The sequence below is a fragment of the Metapseudomonas otitidis genome (assembly GCF_900111835.1).
GTDB classification, from domain to species: domain Bacteria; phylum Pseudomonadota; class Gammaproteobacteria; order Pseudomonadales; family Pseudomonadaceae; genus Metapseudomonas; species Metapseudomonas otitidis.
Genome location: NZ_FOJP01000013.1, coordinates 190,925 through 216,751, shown reverse-complemented (window position 1 = coordinate 216,751; position 25,827 = coordinate 190,925). Strand labels below are relative to the sequence as shown.

General features: G+C 68.3%; 20 protein-coding genes and 1 pseudogene. 13 read left to right on the top strand and 8 right to left on the bottom strand.

Going from position 1 to position 25,827, the window contains the following annotated elements; genetic code table 11:
• The first annotated feature begins 138 nt into the window (after positions 1–138).
• Positions 139–579 (top strand): N-acetyltransferase, encoded by a 441-nt coding sequence (locus BM198_RS18400; protein ID WP_074971643.1) that lies wholly within the window; start codon positions 139–141, stop codon positions 577–579.
• 24 nt (positions 580–603) lie between these two features.
• Here the strand turns inward: BM198_RS18400 and BM198_RS18395 are convergent, their stop codons facing one another.
• The 3 genes and pseudogenes from BM198_RS18395 to BM198_RS18385 form a co-directional block, all read right to left on the bottom strand.
• Positions 604–2,196 (bottom strand): ABC transporter substrate-binding protein, encoded by a 1,593-nt coding sequence (locus BM198_RS18395; RefSeq protein ID WP_074971642.1) that lies wholly within the window; start codon positions 2,194–2,196, stop codon positions 604–606.
• A 119-nt stretch (positions 2,197–2,315) separates the two neighbouring features.
• Positions 2,316–3,916, bottom strand: a pseudogene (locus BM198_RS18390) (ABC transporter substrate-binding protein).
• A 214-nt stretch (positions 3,917–4,130) separates the two neighbouring features.
• Positions 4,131–4,847, bottom strand: a complete 717-nt coding sequence (locus BM198_RS18385; RefSeq protein ID WP_044409818.1) for an SIMPL domain-containing protein — start codon at positions 4,845–4,847, stop codon at positions 4,131–4,133.
• Positions 4,848–5,107: 260 nt separating this feature from the next.
• Here BM198_RS18385 and BM198_RS18380 point away from each other — a divergent pair, with 260 nt between their 5' ends.
• From BM198_RS18380 to BM198_RS18340, 9 genes are all read left to right on the top strand, one after another.
• Entirely contained in the window at positions 5,108–6,364 is a 1,257-nt protein-coding gene (locus BM198_RS18380) for an ATP-binding protein (RefSeq protein ID WP_044409815.1), read from the top strand.
• Positions 6,365–6,386: 22 nt separating this feature from the next.
• On the top strand, positions 6,387–6,947 hold the full coding sequence (locus BM198_RS18375) for a response regulator transcription factor (RefSeq protein WP_044409812.1): 561 nt from the start codon (positions 6,387–6,389) through the stop codon (positions 6,945–6,947).
• Between the two features lie 290 nt (positions 6,948–7,237).
• Entirely contained in the window at positions 7,238–8,179 is a 942-nt protein-coding gene (locus BM198_RS18370) for an AEC family transporter (protein ID WP_074971641.1), read from the top strand.
• A 137-nt stretch (positions 8,180–8,316) separates the two neighbouring features.
• Entirely contained in the window at positions 8,317–9,108 is a 792-nt protein-coding gene (locus BM198_RS18365) for a YfaP family protein (protein ID WP_074971640.1), read from the top strand.
• 35 nt (positions 9,109–9,143) lie between these two features.
• The gene (locus tag BM198_RS18360) at positions 9,144–10,832 is read left to right on the top strand and encodes a DUF2138 domain-containing protein (RefSeq protein WP_044409849.1); all 1,689 of its coding nucleotides are present in this window, start codon (positions 9,144–9,146) and stop codon (positions 10,830–10,832) included.
• Positions 10,832–11,470, top strand: coding sequence for a DUF1175 domain-containing protein (locus BM198_RS18355; RefSeq protein WP_107329472.1), 639 nt, complete (start codon positions 10,832–10,834; stop codon positions 11,468–11,470). The genes BM198_RS18360 and BM198_RS18355 overlap by 1 nt, the downstream gene beginning before the upstream one ends.
• Positions 11,467–16,047, top strand: coding sequence for an alpha-2-macroglobulin family protein (locus tag BM198_RS18350; RefSeq protein ID WP_074971639.1), 4,581 nt, complete (start codon positions 11,467–11,469; stop codon positions 16,045–16,047). Before BM198_RS18355 ends, BM198_RS18350 begins: the two co-directional genes overlap by 4 nt.
• Before the next feature lie 2 nt (positions 16,048–16,049).
• Positions 16,050–17,705: a DUF2300 domain-containing protein gene (locus BM198_RS18345; RefSeq protein ID WP_074971638.1), complete on the top strand. Its 1,656-nt coding sequence runs from the start codon at positions 16,050–16,052 to the stop codon at positions 17,703–17,705.
• Positions 17,706–17,710: 5 nt separating this feature from the next.
• Positions 17,711–18,505 carry a YfaP family protein gene (locus BM198_RS18340; RefSeq protein WP_044409798.1) on the top strand — a complete coding sequence of 265 codons (795 nt, stop codon included), beginning with the start codon at positions 17,711–17,713 and terminating at the stop codon, positions 18,503–18,505.
• Between the two features lie 356 nt (positions 18,506–18,861).
• Here the strand turns inward: BM198_RS18340 and BM198_RS18335 are convergent, their stop codons facing one another.
• The 5 genes from BM198_RS18335 to gatC all read right to left on the bottom strand — a co-directional run bounded on the left by BM198_RS18335 (position 18,862) and on the right by gatC (position 23,006).
• The gene (locus BM198_RS18335; RefSeq protein WP_074971637.1) at positions 18,862–19,248 is read right to left on the bottom strand and encodes a carboxymuconolactone decarboxylase family protein; all 387 of its coding nucleotides are present in this window, start codon (positions 19,246–19,248) and stop codon (positions 18,862–18,864) included.
• Between the two features lie 13 nt (positions 19,249–19,261).
• Entirely contained in the window at positions 19,262–19,651 is a 390-nt protein-coding gene (locus tag BM198_RS18330; protein WP_044409792.1) for a septal ring lytic transglycosylase RlpA family protein, read from the bottom strand.
• A gap of 143 nt (positions 19,652–19,794) precedes the next feature.
• A complete protein-coding gene (gene gatB / locus BM198_RS18325; RefSeq protein WP_074971636.1) occupies positions 19,795–21,240 on the bottom strand; it encodes an Asp-tRNA(Asn)/Glu-tRNA(Gln) amidotransferase subunit GatB in 1,446 nt (481 codons plus the stop codon).
• Between the two features lie 11 nt (positions 21,241–21,251).
• Positions 21,252–22,703: an Asp-tRNA(Asn)/Glu-tRNA(Gln) amidotransferase subunit GatA gene (gene gatA / locus BM198_RS18320; RefSeq protein WP_074971635.1), complete on the bottom strand. Its 1,452-nt coding sequence runs from the start codon at positions 22,701–22,703 to the stop codon at positions 21,252–21,254.
• Positions 22,704–22,718: 15 nt separating this feature from the next.
• Positions 22,719–23,006 (bottom strand): Asp-tRNA(Asn)/Glu-tRNA(Gln) amidotransferase subunit GatC, encoded by a 288-nt coding sequence (gene gatC, locus BM198_RS18315; RefSeq protein ID WP_074971634.1) that lies wholly within the window; start codon positions 23,004–23,006, stop codon positions 22,719–22,721.
• A gap of 222 nt (positions 23,007–23,228) precedes the next feature.
• Here gatC and mreB point away from each other — a divergent pair, with 222 nt between their 5' ends.
• Genes mreB through mreD form a run of 3 tightly spaced genes read left to right on the top strand, consistent with a single transcriptional unit; the run spans position 23,229 to position 25,801 of the window.
• A complete protein-coding gene (mreB, locus tag BM198_RS18310) occupies positions 23,229–24,266 on the top strand; it encodes a rod shape-determining protein MreB (protein WP_021217765.1) in 1,038 nt (345 codons plus the stop codon).
• Positions 24,267–24,299: 33 nt separating this feature from the next.
• Positions 24,300–25,313, top strand: a complete 1,014-nt coding sequence (gene mreC / locus BM198_RS18305; protein WP_074971633.1) for a rod shape-determining protein MreC — start codon at positions 24,300–24,302, stop codon at positions 25,311–25,313.
• A complete protein-coding gene (mreD, locus tag BM198_RS18300) occupies positions 25,313–25,801 on the top strand; it encodes a rod shape-determining protein MreD (protein WP_044409775.1) in 489 nt (162 codons plus the stop codon). The genes mreC and mreD overlap by 1 nt, the downstream gene beginning before the upstream one ends.
• Positions 25,802–25,827 lie beyond the last annotated feature (26 nt).

Below are 25,827 nucleotides of genomic sequence, written 5' to 3'. Positions count from 1 at the left end.
GACTGAATCGGGTCACCGCGCCTTATCACCCCCTCCCCGGCCGCCGCCGAGGAAGGGGGGCGGCGCGCTTCTGCAGTCCGACGTTCGCCGGCGCCTATAATCGCCGGCTTCGAACGTGACCCCCGCACAGGACTGCACATGATCCGCCTGGCCCGCCCCGACGAGTACGCCGACCTGGTGGACATCTGGCTGGAGGCCTCCCTCCAGGCCCATGACTTCATCCCCGAAGCCTTCTGGCACAGCCAACGGGACGCCATGCTCAACCACTACCTGCCCGCCGCGGAAAACTGGGTCGTGGAAGAGAACGGCCAGGTGCGTGGCTTCCTGTCCCGGGTCGAGCACCACCTGGCCGCACTCTTCATCCACCCCGACCACCAGCGCAGCGGACTCGGCCGTCGCCTGCTGGACAGCGCCAAGGTGCGGCATCACTCACTGGAACTGAACGTCTACCGCGCCAACGTCAAGGCGGTGGGCTTCTACCGTTCGGCTGGTTTCGAAGTCGTCGCCGAAGCGCGGGATGCCGCGACCAGGCAGCCGGAGTTGACCTTGCGTTGGTTGGGTGAGTTGGGGGCGGGATAAAGATGTACCCATTCGAACCGCAGGTTATTCCCTCCCCTCCAACCTCACCCGCGCAAAGTTGTTCGACCCCAGCGGGTTGAGCTGGTAGCCGCTGACGCCCTTGCGCACGACGGAGAATTGCCGGGGGTGGGCGAGGGGGATCCAGGGGGCTTGCTGGTGGAAGATGCCCAGGGCCTGGCGGTAGAGGGCGGCGCGCTGGGTGTCGTCGCGTTCGGCGCGGGCCTGGCGGATCAGGGCGTCGAAGGCGGGGTCGCACCAGCCGGCGAGGTTTTCGCCGGAGCTTGCTGCAGCGCAGGAGAGGTTGGGGCCGAGGAAGTTGTCCGGGTCGCCGTTGTCGCCGACCCAGCCCATGAACACCAGGTCGTGCTCGCCGTTCTTGGCGCGTTTGATCAGTTCCCCCCATTCGAAGACGCGGATGTCGGCCTGGATGCCGACGGCGGCGAGGTCTGCTTGGAGCATCTGCGCGCCGATGCCGGGGTTGGGGTTGGTGGGGCCACCGCCGGGGCGGGTCCAGATGGAAAGGTGGAAGCCGTCGGCGTGCCCGGCCTCGGCCAGCAGCTGGCGGGCGTGCGCGGGGTCGTGGGCCCAGGGTTTCAGGGCGGGGTCGTAGCCGAGCACGCTGGGCGGGTAGGGGGCGGCGGCGAGGGTGGCGTTGCCTTCGCCGAACTGGGCGCGCAAGTAGGCGTCGCGGTCGAAGGCGAGGTTGATGGCCTGGCGTACGCGCACGTCGTCCAGCGGCGGGTGGCGGGTGTTGAGGCCGACGTAGGCGACCAGCAGGGCGTCCATCCCCAGCACGTTCAGCTCCGGCTCCTGTCGCAGTACCGGGATGTCGGTGGGGCGCGGGTAGATGGCCACCTGGCAGTCGTTGGCCTTGAGCTTCTGCACCCGCACGTTGGGATCGGGAGTGATGGCCAGCAGCAGCCGGTCGATGGCCGGGCGGCCGCCCCAGTAGTCGGGGTGGGCGGTGAAGCGCACCTGGGCGTCCTTCTCATAACGCTGGAAGACGAAGGGGCCGGTGCCGATGGGGCGGCTGTTGAGGGCCTCGGGCGTGCCGGCGGCGAGCAGGTGGTCGGCGTATTCGGCGGAGTAGATGGAGGCGAAGCCCATGGCGAGGTCGGCGAGGAAGGGCGCTTCGGGGTGGCGCAGGACGAAGCGGACGCGGTGGTCGTCGAGCTTTTCGATGCGCTCGATCAACTGCCCCAGGGCCATGGATTCGGCATAGGGAAAGCCCCGGGGCGAGCGGTCGTGCCAGGGGTGCCTGGGGTCGATCTGGCGCTGGAAGCTCCAGAGCACGTCGTCGGCATTGAAGTCGCGGGTGGGGGTGAACCAGGGCGTGGTGTGGAACTTGACGCCCTGGCGCAGGGTGAATTCGTAGCTGAGGCCGTCATCGGAAAGCGTCCAGCGTTCGGCCAGCGCGGGTTCGATGCGGGTGCTGCCGGGGGCGAACTGCACGAGGCGGTCGAAGAGGGTTTCGGCGCTGGCGTCGGCGGTGTTGGCGGCGGTGTACTGGACGATGTCGAAGCCTTCCGGGGCGGCTTCGGTGCAGACCACCAGGCTGGGGGCGGCCTGCGTCCAGAGGGGCAGCAGGAGCAGGAAGGGCAGCAGGCGTGGGTGCATCGGGCGTCCTTGGCGTGATGGCCTGCCGCGAATGCGTGCCTGCGGTGGCGGATGGAGGAGGGCGCCCTGAGCGGGCGCCTGGTGCCGGGAGGGCGGGGCGCGGTGCCCCGCCTGCCGGATTACTTGCCGACGCTCACGCCGTAGAACGAGTTGAGGGCGAACGGGCTGATCTTGAAGTCCTGCACGTTCTTGCGCATCGGTTGGTAGACCGTGGAGTGGGCGATCGGGGTGATCGGCACCTGGTCCTTGAGGATGTGCTGGGCCTGCTTGTACAGCTCGGTGCGCTGGGCCTGGTCGGGGTTGGCCTTGGCCTGCTTGACCAGCTTGTCGTAGTCGGTGTTGCACCACTTGGAGAAGTTGTTGCCGTCGATGGCGTCGCAGCCATAGAGGGTGCCGAGCCAGTTGTCCGGGTCGCCGTTGTCGCCGCTCCAGCCGATCAGCATGGCGTCGTGCTCGCCGCCCTTGGCGCGCTTGATGTACTCGCCCCATTCGTAGGTGACGATGCGGGCCTTGATGCCGACCTTGGCCCAGTCGGCCTGGAGCATTTCGGCCATCAGCTTGGCGTTGGGGTTGTAGGGGCGCTGCACGGGCATGGCCCAGAGGGTGATCTCGGTGCCTTCGGCCACGCCGGCGGCCTTGAGCAGTTCCTTGGCCTTGTCGGGGTTGTAGCCGGCGTCCTTGATGGTCTCGTCATAGGACCACTGGGTCGGCGGCATGCCGTTGACGGCGAGCTGGCCGGCACCCTGGTAGACGGCGTCGATGATGGCCTTCTTGTTCACCGCCATGTCCAGCGCCTGGCGCACTTCGAGTTTGTCGAAGGGCTTGTGGGTGACGTTGTAGGCGATGTAGCCGAGGTTGAAGCCCGGCTGGGACGGCATGTTGAGGTTGGTGTCCTTCTTCAGCGCCTCGAGGTCGGCGGGGCGGGGGAAGAGGGTGATCTGGCACTCGCCGGCCTTGAGCTTCTGCATGCGCACGGAGGCGTCGGTGTTGATGGCGAAGATCAGGTTGTCGATCTTCACGTCCTCGGGTTTCCAGTAGTCCTTGTTGCCGGCGAAGCGGATCTGCGCGTCCTTCTGGTAGCGCTTGAACACGAACGGGCCGGTGCCGATGGGCTTCTGGTTGAGGTCGGCGGCCTTGCCCTGCTGAGCAACTGGTCGGCGTACTCGGCGGACTGGATGGAGGCGAAGCTCATGGCGAGGTTCTGGATGAAGGCCGCGTCCACCTGGTTGAGGGTGAACTTGACGGTCATGTCGTCCAGCTTCTCGACCTTGGCGATGTTGGCGTCCATGCCCATGTCGGTGAAGTAGGGGAATTCGGTGGGGTAGGCCTTACGGAACGGGTGGTCCTTGTCGAGCATGCGCTGGAAGGTGAACAGCACGTCGTCGGCGTTGAAGGTGCGGGTGGGCTTGAAGTACTCGGTGGTGTGGAACTTCACACCCGGGCGCAGGTGGAAGGTGTAGGTGAGGGCGTCGGGGGAGACATCCCACTTTTCCGCCAGGCCGGGGACGACGGCGGTGCCGCCCCGCTCGAACTGGGTCAGGCGGTTGAAGACGGTCTCGGCGGCGGCGTCGAAGTCGGTGCCGGTGGTGTACTGGCCGGGGTCGAAGCCGGCGGGGCTGCCTTCGGAGCAGAACACCAGGTTCCCGGCGGCGCTGGCCAGCGGTGCGCCGGCGATCAGCCCGGCGGCGAGAAGCGCTTGGATGACGGCGTTTTTACGCATTTTGACCTCATGTCTTGTTGTGTTCTTCATCGTGAGGGGCGCCCTCGTAAGGCGCCTCGCCCGAAACTATGCATGGCACATGCCCGAGGCAAGCCATGGTGGGACATGAGTGTAGAAGCTGTGGCGATGCTGTAAGGCGGTGTCGCAATTCTGCAAGTTCGCGACCGTTCGCAGCCTGGGGCCACCCGTTCGTGCAGGTGGCCCTGGCCCCGTGTCAGGGCATCTGCACCTCGATGACGCCATCGGCGGTGACGTTGACGCGGCTGGTGCCGGCTTCGATCTCCGGTGCCGGGGCGTCTTCGGCCATCATCATGCTGGCCTTGGCGGCGCGCATGGCCATCATCGGGCGCGGCTGGAAGCCGTCGCTGTTGAGGTTGAGGCTCACCAGCTTGTAGCCGGAGCCGCCCAGGGCCTGGGTCGCCAGTTGGGCGCGGGCCTTGAAGGCGTCGACGGCATCCTTCAGCAGGGCGTCTTCGTTCTTCTTGCGGGTGGCGTCGGCGATGCTGAAGTCCATGCCGGCCATCTTCAGGCTGCCCATCAGGTCGGCGCTGAGCTGGGACAGCGCGGCGAAGTCGGCGCTTTCCAGGCGCACTTCGGCGCGCTCGCGCCAGCGGGTGATCTTCTGGCCCTTGTCGTCGTAGACCGGGTAGCTGTTGCGGCTGCCGAGGCTGACGGTGATGCCCTTGGTGGCGCGGGCCTTTTCGACGGCAGCGTTGAGGGTGCGGGTGATCTCGGCGGCCAGCTTGGCCGGGTCGCTGTTCTCGGATTCGCTGAACAGGGTGACGTGCATCAGGTCGTGGGCCACGTCCTGGCTGACCTCGGCACGCAGGGCCACCTGGTTGTAGCGTGCCTCGTCGGCCATGGCCGGGAGGCTGGCGAAGGCGGCGGTGGCCAGGGCGAGGGCGGCGGAGAGGCGGGTGATGGCTTGCATGTCGGCTCCTTGTGAGAGGCAGTGGGTGTGCGCGCGGTTTGCGGCAGTCAACAGGGTAGACGGGCGTTCCGTGCGGTCCGGGTTAAGACCGCAGGAATTTTTTTCGTTCGATCACGGCCTCGCCTTTCCACCGCTCTGGCACGCAGGCTGTGCAGTCGCGCTGTCCATGGTCCACCGCTGCGCAACGATGCGGCGAGTTGACGCATATCAGCGGTGCGCCAGGCGCCTTGGTTATACTCCGCCGAATTCTTGGAGTGCCCATGCTCGAACCCTTACACCACCTGTCCGCCAGCCGGCAGAACCTCCTGCGTCTGACCCTCATCCGTGTGCTCGTACTGGCCGCCCAGGCCGGTTCGGTGGGCCTTGCCTACCGCGCGCAATTGCTGGAACTGCCCTGGCTGGAGCTGTCGGTGACCCTGGCGGTTTCGCTGGTGCTCTGTGTGAGCACCACCCTGCGCCTGCGCGGCCCGTGGCCGGTCACCGAGTTGGAGTATTCGGTGCAGCTGGCCTGCGACCTGGTCATCCACAGCGTGCTGCTCTATTACTCGGGCGGCTCCACCAACCCCTTCGTTTCCTATTACCTGGTGCCGCTGACCATCGCCGCCGCCACCTTGCCCTGGGTCTACACCCTGGTGCTGGCGGGGCTGGCGCTGGCGGCGTACACCCTGCTGCTGGTGTGGTTCCACCCGCTGGAGATGCCGGTGGAGCAGCGCGAGGCGATGCTGATCTACGGCATGTGGCTGAGCTTTGCCCTGGCGGCGGCGCTGATAACCTTCTTCGCCGCCCGCATGACCGAGGAGCTGCGCCGCCAGGACCAGCTGCGCGCCGTGCGCCGCGAGGAAAGCATGCGCGACCAGCAACTGCTGGCCGTGGCCACCCAGGCCGCCGGCGCCGCTCACGAGCTGGGCACCCCGCTGGCGACCATGAGCGTGCTGCTCAAGGAGCTGCGCCAGGAGTACGGCGACAAGCCGGCCCTGCAGGATGACCTGGCGCTGCTGCAGGAGCAGGTGAAGCTGTGCAAGGAAACCCTGCAGCAACTGGTGCGCGCCGCCGAGGCGGACCGCCGCCAGGCCGTGGTGGACCAGACCGCCGTGGAATGGCTGGAGGCGACCCTCAACCGCTGGCACCTGATGCGCCCGGAAGCCACCTACCGCTACCAGTGCCTGGGCGTTGGCCTGGCGCCGCGCCTGCGCCCGCCGGCCGACCTGACCCAGGCCCTGCTGAACCTGCTGAACAACGCTGCCGACGCCTGTCCGGAGAAACTCGACATTCGCCTGGACTGGGACCATCAATGGATGGTGCTGAGCATCCGCGACCAGGGCGCCGGCGTTCCCCTGGCCATCGCCGAGCAACTCGGCCGGCCCTTCTTCACCACCAAGGGCAAGGGATTCGGCCTCGGCCTGTTCCTCAGCCAGGCCAGCGTGACGCGCGCCGGTGGCACGGTGAAGCTGTACAACCACGAAGAGGGCGGTACCCTCACCGAGCTGCGCCTACCCCGCAGCCACGGTGTCGCCTGAGCCCACCACGAGAGGACTCGACATGAGCGAAGAACCCCTGATCGACGGCGAAGAACAGCCCCACCTGCTGCTGGTGGACGACGACGCCACCTTTACCCGCGTCATGGCCCGCGCCATGAGCCGCCGGGGCCTGCGCGTGTCGGTGGCCGGCTCGGCCGACGAGGGCCTGGCCCTGGCCAAGGACGACCTGCCGGACTACGCCGTGCTGGACCTGAAGATGGAAGGCGACTCCGGCCTGGTGCTGCTGCCCAAGCTGCTGGAGCTGGACCCGGACATGCGGGTGGTCATCCTCACCGGCTACTCCAGCATCGCCACCGCCGTGGAGGCCATCAAACGCGGCGCCACCAACTACCTGTGCAAGCCGGCTGACGCCGACGACGTGCTGACCGCGCTGCTGTCCCAGCAGGCCGACGTGGAAAGCCTGGTGCCGGAAAACCCCATGTCGGTGGATCGCCTGCAGTGGGAACACATCCAGCGCGTGCTGGCCGAGCACGATGGCAACATCTCCGCCACCGCTCGCGCGCTGGGCATGCACCGCCGCACCCTGCAGCGCAAGCTGCAGAAGCGCCCGGTCCGTCGCTGAGGCCGTACGCGGCGCGCTCCGTAGCCCGGGCTTCAGCCCGGGAGCGGGGTGGGCGACCAGCCCCGGACTGAAGTCCGGGCTACGCCTACGACACGGCACCCGTAGGGGCGACTTCAGTCGCCAAGCGGCGCGCAGCGCCGCCGCCCCACAGGCGCGAATACATTCGTGATGGTGAAGCCAAGGATCGTTCAGAGTCCTCCGGTTTTTCTTCCCCTGAAAGCGTCCTGAAAGCCACTGGTGGCCGGGCCTTGGTATTCTTAGCCGCCTAACCAATCCCGCCCAGGCCCGTCATGTTCTCCGTCGTCCAGCAGATCCTCGGCATCACCGCCCCGGTGTTCACCATGCTGTTCCTCGGCGTGTTGCTGCGCCGCCTGGGCTGGATCGACGCTCCCTTCATCGACACCGCCTCCAGCCTGGTCTTCCGCGGCACCATGCCGACCCTGCTGTTCCTCGGCATCATCAAGGCGGACCTGAGCACCGCCCTGCAGCCCGCGCTCATCGCCTACTTCGTCGTTGCCACCCTGGGCTGCTTCGGCCTGGCCTGGCTCTGGGCCATCTGGCGCTGTCCGGAGGCGGATCGGGGCATCTACACCCAGGGCGCGTTCCGTGGAAACAACGGCATCATCGGCCTCGCCCTGGCCACCAGCATGTACGGCGACTACGGCCTGTCGGTGGGCGGGTTGCTCGGGGGTGTGGTGATCCTCTGCTACAACACCCTGTCGTCCATCGTGCTGACGGTCTACGCACCGGGCATGCGCGCCGATCCCTGGAGCCTGATCAAGGGCGTGCTGAAGAATCCGCTGATCATCGGCGTGCTCGCCGCCATCCCCGTGGCCTACCTGCAACTGCCACTGCCGGCCTGGCTGATCACCTCCGGCGAGTACTTCGCCCAGATGACCCTGCCGTTGGCGCTGATCTGCATCGGCGGCACCCTGTCGCTGGCGTCCCTGCGCGAGAGCGGCCGCCTGGCCATCAGCTCCAGCCTGATGAAGATGGTCTGGCTGCCGCTGCTGGCCACAGCCGGTGCCTGGGCCCTGGGGTTCCGCCAGGCCGAGCTGGCGATCCTCTTCCTCTACTTCGGCAGCCCCACGGCTGCCGCCAGCTTCGTCATGGCGCGGGCGGTGAACGGCAACCATGCGCTGGCTGCCTCCATCATCGTCATCACCACCCTGGCTGCCGTGGTCACCACCAACATCGGCCTGCTGAGCCTGCAGCTGCTGGGCCTGATCTAGGCCCGGTGCCCCGGCCTGCGGGGCCTTGGGCAAGCTGTATCAAAATGTGAGGCGCTTCCGACTCCTCGGTCCCGCGCGTTGCGTCTTGGCGTGGGGAGGGCTAGCATCGCGGCCTTTGCGCCATTAACGGATTAAACATGCGCGCCGTTTCGCTGCTCAGCCTGCTGCTCCTGGCCCCCCTTGTCTGGGCGGCCGAGCCGTCCGCGACGCTGGAGGGCCCCAGTGCTGGCTGGCGCTACGCCGGCCTGCTCGATCGCAGCGAAAACCCGGCGGTTGCCTACCCGACGCCGCCCATCGACCGGGGCGCACAGCGCAACCGCACCCTCATCGAAGGACGCCTGGCCAACATCGGCCACGTCCGCCCGCCGCACCGCCTGGTGGTCAACGGCAACCCACTGCCGCTCTACACCGATGACGCCGGACGTTTCGTCCGCCCGTACGCGTTCGGCGCCGGCTCCAACAGCGTCGAAGTGGTGTCCGGCGACGGCAAGTCGCTCAAGCGCGTGCAGTTCTACGAAGCCAACACCGGCCGCACCCCGGCGCGCCTGCGCGTGGTGCTCGGCTGGGACGATCCCAAGGCCGAACTCGACCTGCACATCGTCACCCCCGACGGCCAGCACGCCTTCTGGGCCGACCCGGTGATGAGCAACGGCGGCGGCCTGGACACCGACAGCGTCGACGGCCCCGGCCCGGAAATGTTCACCATGGCCGCGCCCCTGCACGGCACCTACCTGGTGTACGTGAACTACTGGGGCAACTACGGCGCCAATGGCTACAACTTCGAAGCCGGCAGCAACCAGAACGAGGTCATCACGTCGCAGATCAGCCTGGTGTTCAACGAGAACACCGTGAACGAGAAGCGTGAGTCCTTCGTCGTGCCCTTGCGGGCCATCGGTGAGCTGGTGCTCGTCAAATCCTTCAACTTCTGATGTCCCGCCGCGTGGATGAACCGGGGTTTTTCACCATGAACCAGAACACCACTCCTGAAAGCGCCCGCACTGCCCTGGCGCGTCACCCGCGCGCTCTGGCCCTCGGCCTGCTGCTGCCGCTGGCGGCCGCCGGCCTGCTGGGGGGCTGCGACAAGCAGGAGCCGCGCGACCTGGCGGAACAGAGCGCCCTGGGGCTGGACCTCAAGCGCCCTGACGCCCTGATCGAAAGCGCCTCCCTCAGCCGCCTGCCCAAGGACATCCTCGCGGTGCCGCTGCTGCGCGACACCCTCACCGAGGACTTCGTCTTCTACTACCAGGACAACGCCGACCGCCTCGGCCTGGCCGGCAGCCTGCGTCGCATCATCTACGAGCACGACCTCAAGCTGCAGGACTCGCTGATCGACGAACTGCTCGACCAGCCCGCTGAAGTCGCGGCCTGGCGGGGTGCCGACGGCAAGCTCAAGCACGTGCTGGTGACCCTGCAGCGCGGCGGCCTGGCCCGCGTGCTGGAGCCCCTGGCCCACGCCGCACTGGACGACACCCAGCTGAGCCAGGTGGGCGAGCTGCGGGTGGACGGCGACAGCGTGCCGCTCTACAGCCTGCGCTACCTGGGCGAGCGCTCGGTGCTGCTGGCCAGTCATGGCGACAAGCTGCTGGTGCTCTCCAGCCCCGGCATGCTGCTGGACGAATCCGGCAAGCTGGCCCGCGCCGAGACCGAGACGGTCGAAGGCCTGATGGCCGGCGATGATCCCTTCCCCGAGCGTTTCGGCCTCAAGGCCCGTGGCCAGGAGCAGCAGCGCATCGCCCTGGGCGGTGAATTCCTCGCCTTCGGCTACCAGCGCTTCCTGCCCAGCTTCGCCGGCCTGCGCTTCGAGATGGACGACAAGGGCTGGCGCAGCTACGTCGCCCTCAACGAGGTGGACGACCAGGCCAAGTTCGACTTCAAGCCCGTGTGGCAGGCCATGCCCATGGGCGCCAGCGCCTGCGTCGCGCTGCCCGTGGCACCGGGCGTGAATGCCCGCCTGCTGGACCGCGTCGGTGCCGGCAAGGAGGTCACCGAACAGCTCGGCAAGCGCCTCGGCACCACCGCCGGCCTGTGCTGGTACGCCGACTCCCGCCTGCATTCGCCGCTGTTGGTCGCCCACCTCGACGAGGCGGCCTCCGGCCAGATGGACCCGGCCATCGAAGGCCTGTTCGGCTCGGTGATCGGTGCCTTCGAACCCTATGCCGAAGGTGGCCGCTTCCCGCTGGAGAGCCAGACCCGTGGCGCCGCCCGCATCTGGGCCCGCGACGTCGGTTCCAACTTCGGCCAGTACCCCGCATCCCAGAGCGCCAACCCCGATGCCCTGGCCTCCCGTGGCTACTTCCACGTGAGCCTGGCGCGCCATGGCGACACCCTGCTGTTCTCCCTGGACGACAAGCTGGTGACCAAGGGCCTGGATACCCTCGACAAGCGCTTCCCGCCGCTGGGCGAGACCCTGCCCAAGGACGCCCTGGTGCCGGCCTACCTGGCCCCCGAAGGCCTGGCCAAGCTGCTGGAGCGGGAAACCCTCGACAGCCTGCCGAGCAACGACGAGCCGGTGTTCCGCAACGCCGCCGAAGCCCACCTGCTGCCCAAGCTGCGGGCTCTCGGTGGCCACGGCAAGTACGCCCTGGCATTGCCGGCCGACACCCAGGCCAGCGACCCGTGGGAATGGCTGCCCCTGGAATGGCGCTCCCTGTGATCCGTCGCCTGCCGTTCGGGCTGGCCGCGCTGCTGATGGCGTGGAGCCTGGTGCTGCGCGCCGACGAAACGGTGGGGCTCGACCCCGAGCAGTCCCAGGTGTTCCGCGCCTGGTTCGTGCGCATCGCCCAGGAGCAGCTGCGCCAGGGCCCGAGCCCGCGCTGGCACCAGCAGGATTGCGCCGGCCTGGTGCGCTTCGCTGCCAACGAGGCGCTCAAGGTCCACGACGCCAAGTGGCTGCGCGCCAATGGCCTGTCCAACCGCTACCTGCCGCCGGAGCTGGAGCTGAGCGACGCCCAGCGCCAGCTCGCACAAAACTGGCAGCAGGGCGGTGGCAAGGTCGGCCCCTACGTCAACGCCATCAAACTCATTCAGCACAACAGCCGGTTCGCCGGCCGCGACCTCAACCAGGCCCGTCCCGGCGACCTGATCTTCTTCGACCAGGGTGATGACCAGCACCTGATGATCTGGATGGGGCGGGAAATCGCCTACCACACCGGCACCAGCACCCCGACCGATAACGGCATGCGCTCCGTCAGCCTGCAACAACTCATGAAATGGAAGGACACCCGATGGATCCCCGACGAATCCAACCCCAACTTTATCGGCATCTATCGACTGAACTTCCTCGCCCGATGAACGCCAGCCCCCTGCGCCGTGCGGCGCGCCTGTCCGCTGCCGCGCTGATGGCGCTGGTACTGCCCCTGGCCCTGCCGGCGCTCACCCAGGCCGAGGACGAGGTGCCGGCCAGCGGCTACACGCCCCTGGCGGGCGAGTCCTTCTTCCTGCTCTCCGACAGCAGCTTCGCCACCGATGAAGTGGCCCAGGTGCGCCTGGAGGCTCCGGGCCGCGACTACCGCCGCTACCGGATGGAGGAGTACGGCGGCGTCGACATCCGTGTGTACCGCATCGAGAACCCCCTCGACTTCCTCAAGCGGCAGAAGAACCTGCACCGCGTGAGCACCGAGGGCGACTTCAAGGGCGAGGGCCTGTCCAACACCCTGGCCTACCTCTGGGACAACTGGTACCGCAAGTCGCGTCGGGTGATGCAGCGGGCCTTCTCCTACGAGTCGCGCAAGCAGGTCACCGAAGAAGCCCCCGAACTGAGCATGGGCGAGGCCATCCGCCAGCCCACCGAGTTCACCCCGCAGGTGCAGTACGCACCGCTCAAGGGCATGCCGATGGTGGCGCAGTTCCGCTACCCGCTGTGGCAGGCCAAGCCCATCGAACCGCCGAAGGGCGTCGAGCTGGCCGGCTCCTCCAGCCAGTTCACCAGCACCCAGCCGGGCAACGTCTACATCCCCCTCGGCAAGCTCAAGCCCGGCCTGTACCTGACCGAAGCCATCGTCGGTAAATACCGCGCCACCACCGTGGTGTTCGTCTCCAACACCGTGGCCGTGAGCAAGATCGCCGGCGGTGAGCTGCTGGTGTGGACCGCCCGCAAGCACGAAGGCACGCCCGTGGCCGATGCCAAGGTGCTGTGGAGCGACGGCCTGGGCGTGATGACCAGCGGCACCACCGACGCCCAGGGCCTGCTGCGCCTCGGCCACGGCAGCCCCGAGCGCTCCTACGTGCTGGGCGAGGACGCCGAAGGCGGCGTGTTCGTCTCCGAGAACTTCTATTACGACAGCGAGATCTACGACACCAAGCTCTACGCCTTCACCGACCGCCCGCTGTACCGCCCGGGCGACTGGGTCGAGGTGAAGATCGTCGGCCGCGAATTCAAGAACGCCCGCGACTCGGTCGCCCCCACCGCCGCGCCGCTGAAACTCAGCGTGCTCGACGCCAACGGCACCGAGCTGCAGACCCTGGACCTGGCGCTGGACGGCCAGTCCGGCACCCAGGGTCGCTTCCAGCTGCCGCGCAACGCCGTGGCCGGGGGCTACGAACTGCGCTTCCGCTACCGCGACCAGATCTACAGCAGCGCCTTCCGAGTGGCCGAGTACATCAAGCCGCACTTCGAAGTGTCGCTGGACCTGGCCAAGCCGGACTTCCGCACCGGCGAACCGGTCAAGGGCGCCCTGGTGCTGCTCTACCCGGACGGCAAGCCGGTGGCCAACGCCCGCCTGCAACTGAGCCTGCGCGCCCAGCAGCTGTCGATGATCGACAACGAGCTGCAGTACCTCGGGCAGTTCCCGGTGGAGCTGGAGAGCACCGAGCTCACCACCGACGCCCAGGGCCGTGCCGAACTCAACCTGCCGGCCGCCGAGAAGCCCAGCCGCTACCTGCTCACCGTGTTCGCCAGCGACGGCGCCGCCTACCGCGTGCGCACCAGCAAGGAGATCCTCATCGAGCGCGGCGCCGCCCGCTACGCCCTGACCGCGCCGCAGCGCTTCAGCAGCGCCGGTGAGTCGGTGCACTTCAGCTTCCGCAGCGAGCGCCCGAGCGACCTCAAGCCGGCCCGCTACGACTGGGTCCGCCTGGAAGACCAGAGCACCCAGGGTGGCACCCTGGCCGGCGGCAGCGACGGCTTCGACCTGAAGTTCGAGCGCCCCGGCACCTACAGCATCACCCTGAAGGACGACAAGGGCCTGATCCTCGGCGCCACCGGCCACTCGGTCAGCGGCGACGGCGTGAAGTCTGTGGCCGGCACCATCGAGATCGTCCTCGACAAGGCCGAGTACAAGGCCGGCGAGGAAGCCCTGGCGCTGATCACCTTCCCCGAGCCGGTGAGCGATGCCCTGCTGACCCTGGAGCGCGACAAGGTGGAAGCCACCGCGCTGCTGTCCAAGGGCGGCGACTGGCTGAAGCTGGAGCGCCTTTCCGACACCCAGTACCGCGCGCGCATTCCGGTGGGCAAGACCTTCTCGCCCAACATCACCTTCTCCGCGCTGTACACCCGTGGCGGCGACTACAGCTTCCAGAACGCCGGCATCAAGGTGGCCACGCCGCAGATCGACATCGAGGTGGTGGCCGACAAGGAAGTGGCCCGCCCGGGTGACACCGTCACCGTCGAGCTGACCACCCGCTACGAAGGCAAGCCCACCGCCTCGCGCCTCACCGTCAGCGTGGTGGACGAGATGATCTACGCGCTGCAGCCGGAGATCGCCCCGGGCATCGACCAGTTCTTCTACCACCCGCGCCGCAACAACGTGCGCACCAGCGCCAGCCTCTCGTTCATCGCCTACGACCTGGCCCTGCCCGGCAGCGCCACCGCGCCCGGCCGCGCCAACCGCAGCGACCGCGGCGTGAAGGTGCTGGAGCGTCCGCGCCGCGAGGACGTGGACACCGCCGCCTGGCAGCCGGACCTGGTCACCGACGCCAACGGCAAGGTGCGCTTCAGCTTCCGCGTGCCGGACTCCCTGACCCGCTGGCGCATCACCGCGCGGGCCATGAACGCCGATGGCCAGGTGGGCCAGAAGCGCCAGTTCGTGCGCTCCGAGAAGCCGCTGTACCTCAAGTGGAGCGGCCCCACCAGCTTCCGCAAGGGCGACCGCCCGACCCTCGGCCTGTTCGCCTTCAACCAGGGCGAAGCCGGTTCCAAGGCCGAGTTGGTGACCCGTTACGCCGGCCAGGAACAGCGCACCACGGTGGAACTGGCCAAGGGCATCAACTACCTGCCGCTGACGGTTCCGGCCGTGGCCGAAGGGGACTTCCACGCCGAACTGGTGCGTGACGGCCAGGCCGTCGATGCCCTCGACGTGGCCCTGCACCTGGCCGCCGACGGTTGGCCGAGTGCCCAGAGCAAGAGCCTGGTGGCCTACGCCGGCAAGACCGAGCTGGGCCTGCCGGCCGATGCCAGCGCCATCCGCCTGCGCCAGGACGACAACGGCCAGGCTCTGTTCCGTGGCGCCCTCGACGACCTGCTCGCCTACCCCTATGGCGGCGTCGAGCAGACCGCCAGCCGCCTGCTGCCGCTGGCCGTGGCCTACCCGACCCTGGCCCAGGGCGAGCGCCGCGTGAGCGACCGCCTGCGCCTGGTCATGCAGACCGGTCGCCTGCGCCTGGTGCAGATGGCCGGCCCGGAAGCGGTGTTCACCTGGTGGGGCGACGAGGCCGATGCCGACGCCTTCCTCACCGCCTACGCCTACTACGCCGACTGGTACACCAGCCGTGCCCTGGAGGTTCAGCTGCCGCCGGACCACTGGCAGCGTGTGCTGGACACCTACGCCGCCCAGGCCCCCAACACCCCGCTGCTGCAGCGAGCCCTGGTGCTGGCCTTCGCCCGCGACATGGGCTTGCCGGTGAACACCCTGATGGAAGGCCTGATGGCCGACCTGGCCGCCGCCGGTGACGGCGAGGACGTGCCCGAGGTGGACGACGGCCGCGCCAGCCTGGTGATGGCCGCACCGGAGTCGTCCCTCGGCCTGGCGGCTGCCCGCGTGCTCACCGCCGGTCTCGCCCGTCAGCTGCAAGTCCGCGTGCCGGCAGCGCTGGACGCTCAGCTGGGTGCCGCCCGCGAGCGCCTGTCCGCCAGCCAGCAGCCCTTCGCCGAAGCCCTCGGCCTGTACCTCAATGGGGCCGACCCGGTGCGTGCGGCTGCCCTGCTCAAGCGCCTGGCGCCGGGGCAGTCCACCGTCGAGCGCGCCCTGGCCCTGACCTGGCTGCAGCGCAGCCTGGACAAGGCCGGTCCCGACCTGGCCATCGCCCCGCAAGGCGACTGGCAGGCCCGCGAAGGCGACAGCGGCGAACGCTACTGGCAGTGGCATGGCCAGGGTGTGCCCGCCACCCTTGACCTGCCGACCGACCTGGCTCACCCGGTGGACGTGCGCCTGGATTACCAGAGCGCCCAGGCTGCCGGCGCGGGTGCCGCACTGCCGGTGGAGATCAGCCGCCGCCTGCTGCGCCTGGTGCCGGGCAGCGAGCCCTTCACCTTCAAGGCCGAAGAGGCCAAGCCCGGTGACATCTCCAGCGACGCCCTCTACCTGGACGAAGTGGTGCTGAACGCCCAGGCCGGTCGCGCCCTGCGCTACGGCCTGCTGGAAGTGCCGCTGCCGCCCGGTGCCGATGTCGAGCGCACCACCTGGGGCATCCAGGTTTCCGGCCTGGAAGGCGAGGAAGCCTCCGCCCTGGAGAAGGCCCGCAACGAGCCGGGGCAGATGGTCTACGCCGTCCCGGTGGATCGCCTGGAAGGTGCCCTGGTGCTGCGTCACCTGGTGCGCTTCTCGCAGAAAGGCGAGTTCCAGCTGCCGCCGGCGCGCTACGTCCGCCTCTACGCGCCGCAGGAGCAGGCGCTGGAGAGCGAACCGGCGCTGGGACAGATCAAGGTCGATTGAGATTGACCAGGGGCCTGCGCGTGGCCGCTGCGCTGCTGGCGCTGGCGGCCCTCCCGGTGGGGGCCGCCGAGGCGCCCCTCGCCTTGGCCTGGCGTACCCCGACCGGTAACGAACTGCTCGAACTGGACCGCAGCCGCGTGTTGGCGCGCAGTCCCTTGCCCGCCGAGCGCCAGGCGCCCCTGGGCAGCCTGTGGAAACTCTTCGTCTACGCCTACCTGGTGGACCGGCAACAGCCGGACCCCGGCTACCAGTGCCTCGGCCACGACCGTGACGAGGTGTATTGCTGCAACCCCGGCGAACGCATCGACCGTGACCAGGCTCTGGTGAAATCCTGCGGCCTGTATTTCGACCCGGCACGCCTCGGGGTGACCCCGGATGACTGGTCCCGCTACTGGCAGGCACGCAGTGCCCCGGCCTGGCTGCACCGCCTCGATGCGCTGAAGCCCGAGGCGCGGGTCCCGGTGGCCGACCTGCTGGCCCAGCTGCAGACCCTGCCGGCCCAGGACGAGGCCCGCCGCGTGCTGCTCGATGTACCGCTCCAGGCCCGTGATGCCGGCGTGCTCGCCACCCTGGGCGCGCGCCTGCGGGTGAAGACCTGGAGCTGGCTCGCCGACGCCGATCCCCAGGCCCGCCAGGGCGGCTTCGCCGGCTGGCTGAACGACGGCACGCCGGTCTGGGCCAGCGGCCCCGGCACCAGCCAGCGCGTTCTCGGGCAGTACGCCGAGGTGCTCGAACGCACGTTGCCGGTGAGCTGGCCCCGCGAGCCGGGCAGCTGCGTGGAGGTGCGCCTGTTCAGCCGCTATCCGCTGCGCGAGGTGAGCCTCGCCGGCCAGTCCACGCCTGTGGCGCCCGGTGCCCTGCGCGGGCGCTATCAGGTGCTGTTCGAGAACGGCAACCGCCTGGACATCGAAAGCCAGGGCGAGCTCTTCCTCGAGCGCCGTGACGACGGCCTGGCGCTGACCGCTCACCTGGAGCGCGAGGACTATGTGGCCCGCGTGCTCGACCGCGAGGCGGCACCCGAACCCGCCGAGGCCGCCAAGGCCCTGGCCGTGGCAGTGCGGACCTACCTGGTGCAGAACGCCGTGCGCCGTGGCGAGTGCCTGGTCATCGACGACAGCAGTTCCAGCCAGCGGGTCGCCCCCCGCCCGGCTTCCGCTGCTAGTCGCAGCATCGCCGCCTGGACCGCCGACCTGGTGCTGGCTGGCAGCACGGTGACCTACCACAGCGAGCGCGCCGGCCCGGATCGCCTGTCCTGGCAGCAGGCCGTGGCGGAGGCCAAGGAGGGTGTGCGCTACGACAGCATCCTCGCCCGTGCCTTCCCCCGCGCCAGCCTCAGCCGCTGGGACAAGCCCGTGGCAGCCTGCCAGGCCCTGCCCAACGCCGAGGACTGGCTGCGCCGCCAGCGCCGCGAGTGGCGCCCGGTGCTGGATGCCGAGCCGGGCTACGCTGAAATCCCGCAGTTCTCGGTGTGCCGCCTGGCCTCCGGCCGACCCCATGTCGACCGCGAGCGGCGGCGCATCTTCGTGCGCGGCCTGTTTTCCCTGCAGGACCGCCTCGACCTGACCCACGAATACCTGCACCTGGCCTTCGAAGCCCACCCCAATGGCCAGGACGAAGCCTACGTCGAGCGGCTCGCCCGCCAACTGCTACTGGAATGATCCCCATGCGCTGCGCCTCCCTTGCTTCCCTGTTCCTGGCCCTGACGCCGCTGCTCGCCAGCGCCGAGGTGCGACTCGATACGCCGCGCGGTGGCTGGCGCGAAGGCGCCGGCTCGGGCGAGCACTTCATGCAGGAGGTCAACTACCCGGCCTCCTCGGTGAACACCGCGTCGGACCAGGCCGATACCGCGCTGATCAAGGGCGCGATCACCGGCATGCCGAAGGCGGCCAGCGGCCCCGGCACCCTGGTGGTCAACGGCGTGAGCATGCCGCTGAAGGTGGACGAGGACGGCAGTTTCCAGCGGCCCTTCGTGTTCCCCTCCGGCAGCAACAGCGTCGAAGTGCGCAGCCCGGACGGCAAGCAATCCCACCGCGTGCAGTTCTACAGCCGGGCCAAGGGCGGCGTACCGGCACGCATGCGCGTGGTGCTCTCCTGGGATGCCGACAACACCGACCTGGACCTGCACCTGGTGACGCCGGACGGCGCCCACATCTGGTACGGCGACCGCAGCGCGCCCAACGGCACGGCGCTGGACGTGGACGTGACCACCGGCTACGGCCCGGAAATGATCGCCAGCCCGACCCCGCTCAAGGGGCAGTACCTGGTGTACGTGAACTACTACGGCGGCGGTTACTACGGCAGCGACGACGGCACCGAAGGCCCTGCCCAGCCGCTGATCACCGCCCAGGTGACGGTCATCACCGAGGAAGGCACACCGAGCGAGAAGCAGGAAAACTTCATCGTGCCCATGCGCCAGCCGGGCGAACTCACCCTGGTAAAGAGCTTCAGCTACCCCTGATCGGTTCTTTGGGCTGAGCCTCGGCGCATGCTGGGGCGCCTGGGGCGGTGGATCGATGGTGCGCGAACCGCCCTACGCGTCGTATGAGCGCCGAGCGGTGCGCACGACGTTGGCCTGGTGAGCGGGGTTTGATGCGGTTCGCGGGCTCACCACATCCTACGGGTGAAGGCGTGCCGGCGGCTGGGGCTTATCGGTCGCTCTCCCTCAAGATCTGCCAGCCCTCGCGGAACCGAAGGGTGGGCCGGGCGGCGTTCCGCTTCAGCCCACCAACGAAGCAGCTGTCAGCTCCTTGGGTGGATGGAAACAGCGCCATCCCCCTACGCTTTTTCCTCCCACAGTTTCGGCGCCGGCGGGCGTCAGCCCTGCGGGTCCGCCTGCCAGGCGTCGACCACTTCCTGGGCGGCGCGGAAGGCGTCGATGGCGGCCGGTACGCCGGCGTACACCGCGCAGTGCAGCAGCGCCTCGCGGATTTCCTCTACGCTGCAGCCATTGTTCAAGGCCCCGCGCACGTGGCCTTTCAGCTCCTGAGGGCACTTCAGGGCGGTGAGGGCGGCGAGGGTGATGAGGCTGCGGGTCTTGCGGTCGAGCCCTTCGCGGTTCCATACGCCGCCCCAGGCGTGTTCGTTGACGAAGTCCTGCAGGGGCTGGGTGAATTCGGTGGCATTGCCCAGGGCGCGGTCGACGAAGGCGTCGCCCATCACTTCGCGGCGGACCTGGACGCCGGGTTTGCGTGCATCGCTCATGGTGATTCTCCAGTCAGTCGAGGGATTCCAGCCGCACCGGGGCCACGCCGCTGCGCAGCATGTCCAGCGCTTCGGCGGCGCGGCGCGAGAGGTCGATGAGGCGGCCGCGCGTGTGGGGGCCGCGGTCATTGATGCGCACCACGACGCTGCGGTCGTTGTTCAGGTTGGTGACTTTCACCCGGGTGCCGAAGGGCAGGGTGCGGTGGGCGGCGGTGAGGGCGTTCTGGTCGAAGCGCTCGCCGCTGGCGGTGCGCTTGCCGTGGTGGCGTGCGCCGTAGTACGAGGCTTCGCCGTCCTCACGGTAGGTGCCGCCGGTTTCACCGGAAAAGAAGCCGGGTGTGCTGCAGCCGGCCAGCAGGGCCAGGCCGGCCAACAGCGGAAGTGAGCTGAGGGATCGCCACATCAGGACGTCTCCAGGGAGCGGTTGACCGGTGCTTGTGCGCAGCGTCGGGCTTCCTGACGCTGCACCGGGTCAACCGGGAATCCCGTTCCGGCCCTCCGTGGCCGGTCGTTCGCCGGGCCAACCCATGGGTTGGCCAGTCCGGCTCACCCTTCGAGTTTCTTCTTCAGCAGTTCGTTCACTTGCCCCGGGTTGGCTTTGCCCTTGGAGGCTTTCATGGCCTGGCCGACGAAGAAGCCGAACATCTTGCCGCGCTTGGCTTCGTCGCTGGCGCGGTACTGCTCGACCTGCTCGGCGTTGGCGGCGAGGACTTCGTCGAGCATGGCTTCGATGGCACCGGAATCAGTGACCTGCTTGAGGCCCTTCTTCTCGATGATCGCGTCGGCGCTGCCTTCACCGGCGGCCATGGCTTCGAAGACCATCTTGGCGATCTTGCCGGAGATGGTGTTGTCCTTGATGCGCAGGATCATGCCGCCCAGGTGCTCGGCGGAAACCGGCGATTGCTCGATCTCCAGGCCGTCCTTGTTGAGCAGGCTGGAGAGCTCGCCCATCACCCAGTTGGCGGCCAGCTTGGCGTCGCCGCAGGTGCGCTGCACGGCCTCGAAGTAGTCGGCCATCTCGCGGCTGGCGGAGAGCACGCTGGCGTCGTAGGCGGAGAGGCCGAACTGGCTTTCGAAACGCTCGCGCTTCTGCACCGGCAGCTCCGGCAGCTGGGCGCGCACTTCGTCGAGGAAGCTCTGCTCGATCACCACCGGCAGCAGGTCGGGGCAGGGGAAGTAGCGGTAGTCGTTGGCTTCTTCCTTGCTGCGCATGGAGCGGGTTTCGTTGGCTGCCACGTCGTAGAGCACGGTTTCCTGGACGATCTTGCGGCCGGATTCCAGCTCGTCGATCTGCCAGGCGATCTCGGCGTTGATGGCGCGCTCGATGAACTTGAACGAGTTGACGTTCTTGATCTCGCGGCGGGTGCCGAACTCGGCCTGGCCCTTGGGGCGCACCGAGACGTTGCAGTCGCAGCGCAGCGAGCCTTCGGCCATGTTGCCGTCGCAGATGCCGAGGTAGCGCACCAGGGCGTGGATGGCCTTGGCGTAGGCGACGGCTTCCTTGGCGCTGCGCATCTCCGGCTCGGAGACGATCTCCAGCAGCGGGGTGCCGGCGCGGTTCAGGTCGATGCCGCTCATGCCGTGGAAGTCTTCGTGCAGGCTCTTGCCGGCGTCCTCTTCCAGGTGCGCGCGGGTGATGCCGATGCGCTTGACTGTGCCGTCTTCCAGGGTGATGTCCAGGTGGCCCTTGCCGACGATGGGCAGGTCCATCTGGCTGGTCTGGTAGCCCTTGGGCAGGTCCGGGTAGAAGTAGTTCTTGCGGGCGAAGACGTTGCGCGCGCCGATCTCGGCGTCGATGGCCAGGCCGAACTTGAGCGCCATGCGCACGGCTTCCGCGTTGAGCACCGGCAGGGTGCCGGGCATGCCCAGGTCAACCAGGCTGGCCTGGGTGTTGGGCTCGGCGCCGAAGGTGGTGGCGCTGGCGGAGAAGATCTTCGATTGGGTGCTGAGCTGTGCGTGGATTTCCAGCCCGATCACGGTTTCCCATTGCATGTGTGTCGTCCTCAGAATCCGGCCGGGGCCTGTTTGTGCCAGTCGGTGACCTGCTGGTACTGGTGGGCCACGTTGAGCAGGCGGCCTTCCTGGAAGTAGGGCGCAAGCAGCTGCACGCCCACCGGCAGGCCGTCGACGAAGCCGGCGGGCATGGACAGCCCCGGCAGGCCGGCGAGGTTGGCGGTGATGGTGTAGATGTCTTCCAGGTACTCGGCGACGGGGTCGTTGTTCTTCGCGCCCAGTTTCCAGGCCGGGTTGGGCGTGGTCGGGCCGAGGATGACGTCGACATCGGCGAAGGCCGCGACGAAGTCGTTCTTGATCAGGCGGCGGATCTTCTGGGCCTTGAGGTAGTAGGCGTCGTAGTAGCCGGCGGACAGGGCGTAGGTGCCGACCATGATGCGGCGCTTCACTTCGCTGCCGAAGCCTTCGGCGCGGGAGCGCTTGTACAGGTCCATCAGGTCCTTGGGGTCTTCGCAGCGGTGGCCGAAGCGCACGCCGTCGAAGCGCGACAGGTTGGAGCTGGCCTCGGCCGGGGCGATGACGTAGTAGGCCGGGATGGCGTGCTGCATGTTGGGCAGCGAGATGTCCTTGACGGTGGCGCCGAGCTTCTTCAGCTCTTCCACCACGGCCATCACGGCCGCGCCGATGCGTGCGTCGAGGCCGGCACCGAAGTACTCCTTCGGCAGGCCGATGCGCAGGCCGGCCAGGGGCTGGGCGAGGGCGGCGAGGTAGTCGTCTACCGGGGCGTCGACGCAGGTGCTGTCCTTCGGGTCGAAGCCGGCGATGGCGCCGAGCATCAGGGCGCAGTCCTCGGCGGTGCGGGCCAGCGGGCCGCCCTGGTCGAGGCTGGAGGCGTAGGCCACCATGCCCCAGCGCGAGACGCGGCCGTAGGTGGGCTTGATACCGGTGAGGTTGGTGAAGGCGGCGGGCTGGCGGATCGAGCCGCCGGTGTCGGTGCCGGTGGCGGCGGGCACCAGGCGCGCGGCGACGGCGGCGGCGGAGCCACCGGAGGAGCCGCCGGGCACGCGGTCCAGCGCCCAGGGGTTCTTCACCGGGCCGTAGTGGCTGGATTCGTTGGCGGAGCCCATGGCGAACTCGTCCATGTTCAGCTTGCCGAGGGTGACGGCGCCGGCGGCCTTGAGCTTCGCGACCACGGTGGCGTCATAGGGCGCCTTGAAGTTGTCGAGCATCTTCGAGCCGCAGCTGGTGCGCACGTCGAGGGTGCAGAACAGGTCCTTGTGGGCGATCGGCGCACCGAGCAGGGCGCCGTTCTCGCCGGCGGCGCGACGGGCGTCGGCGGCACGCGCCTGTTCCAGGGCCTGGTCGGCGGTGACGGTGATGAAACTGTTGAGCTGCGGGTCGAGGGCCTGGATGCGCGCCAGCAGGGCGCTGCTCAGCTCCTCGGAGGAGAATTCCTTGGCGGCCAGCGCGCGGGCGATCTCGGCCAGGGTCAATTGATGCATGGGGTAACCCTTTCCTTAGTCGATGACTTTGGGGACGAGGTAGAGGCCGTTCTCGACGGCCGGTGCGATGGCCTGGTAGGCGTCGCGGTGGTTCTCCTCGGTCACTTCGTCAGCGCGCAGGCGCTGGGTGGCTTCGAGGGGGTGGGCCAGCGGCTCGACGCCGTCGGTGTCCACGGCCTGCATCGCATCGATCAGGCCGAGGATGTTGTTCAGGGTCTCGGTGGTACGCGGGATATCGCCTTCGTTCAGGCCCAGACGGGCCAGGTGGGCGATCTTTTCCACGTCGGAGCGTTCAAGCGCCATCGGGTTCTCCAACTGAAAATGCGGTGGCCGCCGGGGGCATCCGACCGGGTGGGAGGAGGGTCGGGAACGGTACCGCGAACGGGCGGTCAAAGGCCGCGATGATGGGCCCGGAGGCCCAGAAAAACCGGCAATTTAGCACAACGCCTGCCTTGCCCAAAATCCCTGCCGTTGTTAGAGTTTGCCGCACTTTTTTACCCACGCGTTGCCTAGGGTCCCTCTCCCATGTTCAAGAAACTGCGTGGCATGTTTTCCAGTGATCTGTCGATCGACCTGGGCACTGCCAATACCCTTATTTATGTGCGCGAACGCGGCATCGTCCTGAACGAGCCGTCCGTGGTCGCGATCCGCAACCACGGCAACCAGAAGAGTGTCGTGGCCGTCGGTACCGAAGCCAAGCGCATGCTCGGTCGTACTCCCGGCAATATTTCCGCCATCCGCCCGATGAAAGACGGTGTGATCGCTGACTTCAGCGTCTGCGAGAAGATGCTGCAGTACTTCATCAACAAGGTTCACGAGAACAGCTTCCTGCAGCCCAGCCCCCGTGTGCTGATCTGCGTACCGTGCAAGTCGACCCAGGTCGAGCGCCGTGCCATCCGTGAATCCGCCCTGGGCGCCGGTGCCCGCGAAGTGTTCCTCATCGAAGAACCCATGGCTGCGGCCATCGGTGCCGGCCTGCCGGTCGAGGAAGCCCGTGGTTCCATGGTCGTCGACATCGGCGGCGGCACCACCGAGATCGCCCTGATCTCCCTGAACGGCGTGGTCTATGCCGAATCCGTACGCGTGGGCGGCGACCGTTTCGACGAGTCCATCGTCACCTACGTGCGCCGCAACTACGGCAGCCTGATCGGCGAATCCACCGCCGAGCGCATCAAGCAGGAAATCGGCACCGCTTTCCCCGGTGGCGAAGTCCGCGAGATCGACGTCCGTGGCCGCAACCTGGCCGAAGGCGTACCGCGCAGTTTCACCCTGAACTCCAACGAAGTGCTCGAAGCGCTGCAGGAATCCCTGGCGACCATCGTCCAGGCGGTCAAGAGCGCGCTGGAGCAATCCCCGCCGGAACTGGCGTCCGACATCGCCGAGCGTGGCCTGGTGCTCACCGGCGGTGGCGCCCTGCTGCGTGACCTGGACAAGCTGCTCTCCCAGGAAACCGGCCTGCCGGTGATCGTCGCCGAGGACCCGCTGACCTGCGTGGCCCGTGGCGGCGGCCGTGCCCTGGAAATGATGGATCGCCACGCGATGGACCTGCTCTCCACCGAGTAAGGTCGGAGAGCCCATTCGCCTTAGGAGCGGCCCATCAAACCGCTATTCGCCAAGGGACCCTCGCTCGGCGTGCGCCTGCTGGCGTTCGCCGTGCTGTCCGCTGCCCTGATGGTGGTGGACGCCCGCTTCGAGACCCTCAAGCCCGTTCGCAGCCAGCTGGGATCGGTCCTTACGCCCTTCTACTGGCTGGCGGACCTGCCCGTGCGCGTGTGGGACGGCATCAGCGACCAGTTCACCAGCCGCAGCGTGCTCATCGCCGAGAACGAGAAGCTCAAGGCCGAGGCCCTGCTGATGCAGCGCCGGCTGCAGAAGCTGGCGGCTCTCACCGAGCAGAACGTGCGCCTGCGCGAGCTGCTCAACTCGTCTGCCCTGGTGGACGAGAAGGTGCTGGTGGGCGAGCTGATCGGCGTCGACCCCAACCCCTTCACCCACCGCATCCTCATCGACAAGGGCGAGAAGGATGGCGTGTTCCTCGGTCAGCCGGTGCTCGACGCCCGTGGCCTGATGGGACAGGTGGTGGAGGTCATGCCCTACACCTCCCGCGTGCTGCTGCTCACCGACACCACCCACAGCATCCCGGTGCAGGTGAACCGCAACGGCCTGCGCGCCATCGCCAGCGGCACCGGCAACCCGGAGCGCCTGGAACTGCGCCATGTGGCCGATACCGCCGACATCAAGGAAGGCGACCTGCTGGTGAGTTCCGGCATGGGCCAGCGCTTCCCGGCGGGCTACCCGGTGGCCACCGTGAAGGAAGTCATCCACGACTCCGGCCAGCCCTTCGCCATCGTCCGCGCGGTGCCCACCGCTGCTCTCAACCGCAGCCGCTACGTGCTGCTGGTATTCACTGACACCCGGAGCCCCGAGGAGCGTGCCAATGCCGCTGCCGAGGCCCAGGAAGCCGCCGACCGCGAGGCCGCCAGCAAGGCCGCCCAGCCCCAGGGCGCTGCACAGCCGGCACCGGCTGCGACGCCTGCTGCATCCCCGGCGCCTGCAGCCGCGCCCGCTGCGCCTGCCCAGGCGGCTCCCGCTTCCCGAGGCAACCACTGATGGCCACTGCGCGCCCCCGCAATGGCTGGGTGATCGGCTTCAGCCTGCTGGTCTCCCTGCTGCTCAGCGTCGCGCCGATGCCCAGCTTCATGGAGGTCGGTCGCCCGCTGTGGCCCGCCCTGCTGCTGACCTACTGGACTCTGGCGCTGCCCCAGCGCGTGGGCATGACCACCGCCTGGATCGTCGGCATCGCCCAGGACGTGCTCTACGGTTCGTTGCTGGGGCAGAACGCCCTGGTGCTGGCCCTGGTCACCTTCCTCGTGCTCAATCTGCACCAGCGCCTGCGCATGTTCCCCATGTGGCAACAGAGCCTGGTGCTGATGGTGGTCTTCGGCCTGGCGCAACTGGTGCAGCTCTGGCTCAACGCCCTCACCGGCAACCGCCCGCCGACCCTCTTGTTCCTCCTGCCCGCCCTGGTGAGCGGGCTGCTCTGGCCCTGGGTCTTCGCCGCCATGCGCGGCCTGAGTCGGCGCCTCAACGTCCACTGATCGCCTTGCGGCCATGCCGCGGGGTC